The sequence below is a fragment of the Actinomadura sp. NPDC048032 genome (genome assembly GCF_040653175.1).
Classification (GTDB): Bacteria; Actinomycetota; Actinomycetes; order Streptosporangiales; family Streptosporangiaceae; genus Spirillospora; species Spirillospora verrucosospora.
On the sequence record NZ_JBEZJP010000524.1, the window covers coordinates 1 to 4885 of the forward strand.

Consider the following 4885-nt stretch of genomic DNA (forward strand, 5'->3'; position numbering starts at 1 on the left):
AGGCTCGTTCCCTACGGCGAGGCGGTGGTCCCCGCCCGCTGAACCGCCGAACGTGGGGGGGGGGGGTGGGCCGCCCCCCCCCCCCGGGGGGCCCCCCCCCCTCGCCGTTTCCGGAGGGCGTGTCAGCGGGAGCGGCGGCCGATGAGGTAGCCGACCGCGACGCCCGCGAGGGCGACCGCTCCGCCGGCTCCGAACGCGACGGCCATCGGGAGCCAGTCCGGGGAGGGAGGCGCGGCCGCGGCGCGTCCCGGATAGACGGTCCCGGCGGCGGACGAGGCCGGCCGAGCCGCGGGAACCGGCTCCGCGGCCGGGGCCGGGCCCGGGCTCGGGGCCAGGGCCGTGAGGTCGCGTTCGACGGCGGAGAAGAACTCGCCCGCGGTGCGCTTGGCGACGCTGCCGAGCATCCGCTGCCCGACGCCGCCGACCATCCCGCCGACGACCGCGTCCGCGTCGTAGTCGATGCGGGTCGCGCCGTCGCCGTCCGACAGCCGGACGCGGACCGTGGCGTCCACCGTGCCGGGCGCGCCCTGGCCGCGGGCGCGCAGGACGAACGAGCGCGGCGGGTCGGGGTCGGCCAGCTCGACCTGCCCCACGTAGGTGCCCTGGATCGACGCGACGCCCGCGGTGACCGTCATGCGGTAGGTGCCGTCCCCCGTCTCCTCCAGGGAGCGGCACCCGGGGATCGTCCTCGCCAGCACGGCCGGATCCTGGAGCGCGTCCCAGACGCGGTCGAGCGGCGCGGCGACGCTGGCACTGCCGGTGAGCTGCATGACCCGACTTTAGAGAACCCCGCGGCCTCCCCGAACGGCAACTTCTGCCGAGTACACGCCGAGGATTGGGCAGATGCACCCCCGGGGCCGCTGGGAATGGTCAGATATGTCCGCCAGGTTCCGCGCGGGTGCGAACCCCACTCGCCGCTCGCGCGTCAACCGATGCGGACCCACTGCACGCCCCTGAGAGCTGCAGACCCCCCGACCGAACGGAGTACGCGGCCGATGCCAGGGAAGACGCCCGTGATCGCCATGGTCGCCGCCGGAGTGTTCGGCGTGGCGGCGGGCGGCTGGCCCGTCGTGGCCGCCCGGCTGGGCGGCGAGTCCGGCCCGTCCATGCGGACGCAGCTCGCCTCCGTGCTCGACGACCAGCGGTGGGCGACGCCCAGGCCCGGGTCCTGGACGGCGCCGCAGCCCGCCGCGAACGGCCTGCCGCCCGTCATCAGGAGCATCCAGACGCAGGACCGCGTCGTCTTCCTGACCATCGACGACGGCTACACCTACGACTCGGAGTTCGTGAACCTCGTCCGCAAGGAGAAGGTCCCCATCCTGACGTTCCTGACCTCCACCTACATCAAGGGGCAGGGGCAGTACTTCTGGGCGTTGCGCAACGCGGGCTCGCAGATGGAGAACCACACCGTCACGCACCCCAACATGGCGACGCTGAGCGCCGAGGCGCAGAAGAAGCAGATCTGCGACTCCTCCGAGGCCATCACGAAGCAGTACGGGCGCCGGCCGCAGATCTTCCGTCCCCCGTTCGGGAGCTACAACCAGACCACCCTCCAGGTGGCCAAGGAATGCGGCATCAAGTCGGTGCTGCTCTGGTCGGCGGAGTTCTACAACGGCACCTCCGGGCCCGGAGTCGGCTACAACGGCTTCGCGCGCGGCGACGGCGGCAAGGGGTTCAAGCCCGGCGACATCGTCCTCATGCACTACCGCAAGGGGCTCGCCCAGGAGTTCCAGATGATCCTCGACTGGATCAGGCAGGCCGGCTTCCGGCCCGCCGCCGTGCAGAACTACCTTCCGCGTTCGCTCGGCGGAAATGCCCCCGACCAGCCGTCCCACGCCTGAAAGGGACCTTCCCGGAGGAAACCCGGTTGAGCCGGAGGGCCGGGCGGACTGTGCCTAAGGTCAACACGCTGGCGGGGCCGAGGTCCCCTGCTTTCCCGAGCCGGCCCCGCCAGCCTCGCCCCCGCCCGGCGCCCGGGAGACGCCCCGACCGCGCGCCGCCTCAGACGGCGCCGGCGCCCTCGCGGACGCGCAGCGACGGGTCGTCCGCGGCGCGCAGCCGGAGCGTGTACAGGTCGTCGGGCGACAGCGGCATCGCGTCCACCCGGATCCCCTCCGCGTCCTCGACCGCCGACGCGATCACCGCCGACACGGGGATGACGCCCGCCTCCCCCGCGCCCTTGATGCCGAGCGGGTTCAGCGGCGACGGCGTCTCCAGATGGTCGGTCTCGATGCGCGGGATCTCCGTCGCGTACGGCATCAGGAAGTCCATGAACGAGGCGTTGAGCAGCTGCCCCGACTCGTCGTACACCATCCGCTCGTACAGCGCGCCGCCGACGCCCTGCGCGACGCCGCCGTGGATCTGGCCCTCGACCACCATCGGGTTGACGAGCCGCCCGCAGTCGTGCACGACCGCGTACCGCAGGATCGCGACCTCGGCCGTGTCCGGGTCGACCTCCACGATCGCGGCGTGCGCGCCCGAGGCGAACGTCGAGCGCACCGGCGAGTAGTAGTCGCGGCCCTCCAGGCCGGGCTCGTCCCCGGCCGCGACGGGCGGCTCGGTGACCGGGCGCCCCACCGCGAACTGCGTCGCCGCCGCGGCCTCCTCGTCGAACGCGTACCGCAGCGGGTTGGACAGCACCGCCACCGTCCGCAGCGGGACGGCCGCGGACCGGTCGCCGCGCACGTGCACCACCCCGTCGGTGATCTCCAGGTCGTCCGGGTCGGCCTCCAGGGCCTCCCCCGCGATGCGCAGCGCCTTGCCGCGGACCTTCCGGCACGCCAGCGCGATCGCGTTGCCGCTCATCACCGCCGCGCGGGACGCGAACGTCCCGACCGCGTACCCGAACCGCCGCGTGTCGCCCGTCGTGACGTGGACGTCCTCGATGGGGACGCCCAGCTCGGCGGCGGCGATCTGCGCGAACACGGTCTCGTGGCCCTGGCCCTGCGAGGTGAGCCCGGTCGACACGTGCACCCGCCCCGCGGTGTCGATCTCGACATGCCCGCCCTCGTAGGGGCCGACGCCCGTGCCCTCCACGTAGACGCCGAGGCCGATGCCGAGGCGGCGGCCGCGGGACGCGGCGGCGGCGCGCTCGGCCTCGAAGCCGTCCCAGCCGATCAGTTCGCGGACCTTGCGGAGCAGCTCGGGGTAGTCGCCCGAGTCGTAGATCAGCGGGCGGCCGTCCTGGAACGTCAGGCCCTGGTCGTAGGGGAACTCGTCCGGCTGGATGACGTTGGCCGCGCGCACGTCGGCGCGGTCGAGGCCGAGGTGGCGGGCGATGCGGTCCATCGTCCGCTCCATGCAGAACACCCCCTGCGGGCGGCCCGCGCCCCGGTACGGGGTGACGATGAGGGTGTTGGTGTAGAGGCTGACGACCTCCGCCCGGTACGCGCCGATCTTGTAGGGGCCGAGGAGCTGGGTGGAGGTGACGATCGGGATGATGATCCCGTACGGGGTGTAGGCGCCGTGGTCGTGCAGGATCCGCACGTCCAGGCCGAGGACGCGGCCCTCGCCGTCGAAGCCGACCCGCACGTCCTGGAGCTGCCCGCGCTCGTGCGCGGCGGAGACGAAGTGCTCGCGGCGGTCCTCGGTCCACTTGATCTCGCGGTCCAGCAGCCGCGCCGCCCACGGCACGAGGACCTCCTCGGGCCACGGGTGGACGATCTTCACGCCGAAGCCGCCGCCGACGTCCGGCGCGATCACCTCGACCTTGCCGTTCGGCAGCCCGAGCCGCGCCGCGATCGCCGCCCGCACGCTGGTGGACGCCTGCGTGGAGGAGTACACGCGCAGCGAGCCGTCGTCGGCGTCCCACCGGGCGTAGACGCCGCGGCCCTCCAGGGGCATGGACGCGCTGCGCTCGATGGAGAGCCGGAACTCCAGCACGTGCGGCGCCGCGCCGATCGCGGCGGCGGCGTCGCCGTTCTCCTGGACCAGGACGGCGCCCACGTTGCCGGGCACGTCGTCGTGGACCAGGCGCTCGGCGCGCTCCGCGTTCTCGATGCCGACGACGGGCGGCAGGGGCTCGTACTCGACGCGGATGCGCTCGACGGCGTCCTCGGCCAGGTAGCGGTCGCGGGCCACGACCATCGCCACCGGCTCGCCGACGTGCCGGACGACGTCGCGGGCCAGCGGGTACCCGGTGCGGCCGTGGGTCAGGGCGGGGTGCGGGATGAGCAGCGGCAGCGGGTCCCCGACCTTGCCGGGCAGGTCCTCCCACGTGTAGACGGCGACCAGCCCGTCGACGTCGAGCGCCCCCGACACGTCGATGTCGGCGATCCGGGCGTGCGCGTGCGGGGAGCGCACGAACGCCGCCGCGAGCGCGTCCCGCCCGAGGTCGTCGAGGTAGCGGCCGCGCCCGGTGAGGAGCCTCGCGTCCTCGCGCCGCTCGACCGGTTCACCGAAGACCCTGGTGCCCATTCACGACTCCCCGGCTGTCTCATTGCGAGAGGACGACGCCTCGCCCTCCGCGGACCCGCTGAGCAGGTCGGCCGCGCGGTGCACCGACTTGACGATGTTCTGGTAGCCGGTGCAGCGGCACAGGTTCCCCGAGATGCCCTCCAGGACCTGGTCGTCCGTCGGGCGCGGCGTCTCCCGGAGCAGCGCCGTGACGGTGCAGAGGAAGCCCGGCGTGCAGAACCCGCACTGCAGCCCGTGGCACTCGCGGAACGCGCGCTGCACCGGCGACGGCGTTCCGTCCGGCGCGGCGAGCCCCTCGACGGTGGTGACCTCGTGGCCCGCGGCGGTGACGGCGAACATCAGGCACGAGCGCACCGGCTCCCCGTCCAGCAGGACGGTGCAGCAGCCGCAGACGCCGTGCTCGCAGCCGACGTGCGTGCCGGTGAGCCCGAGGTCGTGCCGGAGCAGGTCCGACAGCAGCCGCCGCGCC

4 protein-coding genes are annotated in these 4885 nt (G+C 73.8%); 1 reads left to right on the forward strand and 3 read right to left on the reverse strand.

Translation table 11 applies throughout. The features are described 5' to 3' along the window. Positions 1–122 precede the first annotated feature (122 nt). Positions 123–770: a carbon monoxide dehydrogenase subunit G gene (locus AB0C69_RS38010; RefSeq protein WP_360360718.1), complete on the reverse strand. Its 648-nt coding sequence runs from the start codon at positions 768–770 to the stop codon at positions 123–125. Positions 771–995: 225 nt separating this feature from the next. Between AB0C69_RS38010 and AB0C69_RS38015 the strand changes: the two genes are divergently transcribed. Next, positions 996–1841, forward strand: coding sequence for a polysaccharide deacetylase family protein (locus AB0C69_RS38015; RefSeq protein ID WP_360360720.1), 846 nt, complete (start codon positions 996–998; stop codon positions 1839–1841). 160 nt (positions 1842–2001) lie between these two features. Here the strand turns inward: AB0C69_RS38015 and cutA are convergent, their stop codons facing one another. Together cutA and AB0C69_RS38025 are read right to left on the reverse strand one after the other, a co-directional pair. Then, positions 2002–4416, reverse strand: a complete 2415-nt coding sequence (gene cutA / locus AB0C69_RS38020) for an aerobic carbon-monoxide dehydrogenase large subunit (protein ID WP_360360723.1) — start codon at positions 4414–4416, stop codon at positions 2002–2004. Next, positions 4417–4885, reverse strand: a 469-nt coding sequence (locus tag AB0C69_RS38025) for a (2Fe-2S)-binding protein (RefSeq protein WP_360360726.1), incomplete at its 5' end; no start/stop codon positions are given. It abuts the gene before it with no gap.

Excerpts from the sequence above, each read along its gene's own strand:
- AB0C69_RS38010 (WP_360360718.1), bottom strand. The coding sequence starts at position 770 with ATGCAGCTCACCGGCAGTGCCAGCGTCGCCGCGCCGCTCGACCGCGTC.
- AB0C69_RS38015 (WP_360360720.1), top strand. The coding sequence starts at position 996 with ATGCCAGGGAAGACGCCCGTGATCGCCATGGTCGCCGCCGGAGTGTTC.
- cutA (WP_360360723.1), bottom strand. The coding sequence starts at position 4,416 with ATGGGCACCAGGGTCTTCGGTGAACCGGTCGAGCGGCGCGAGGACGCG.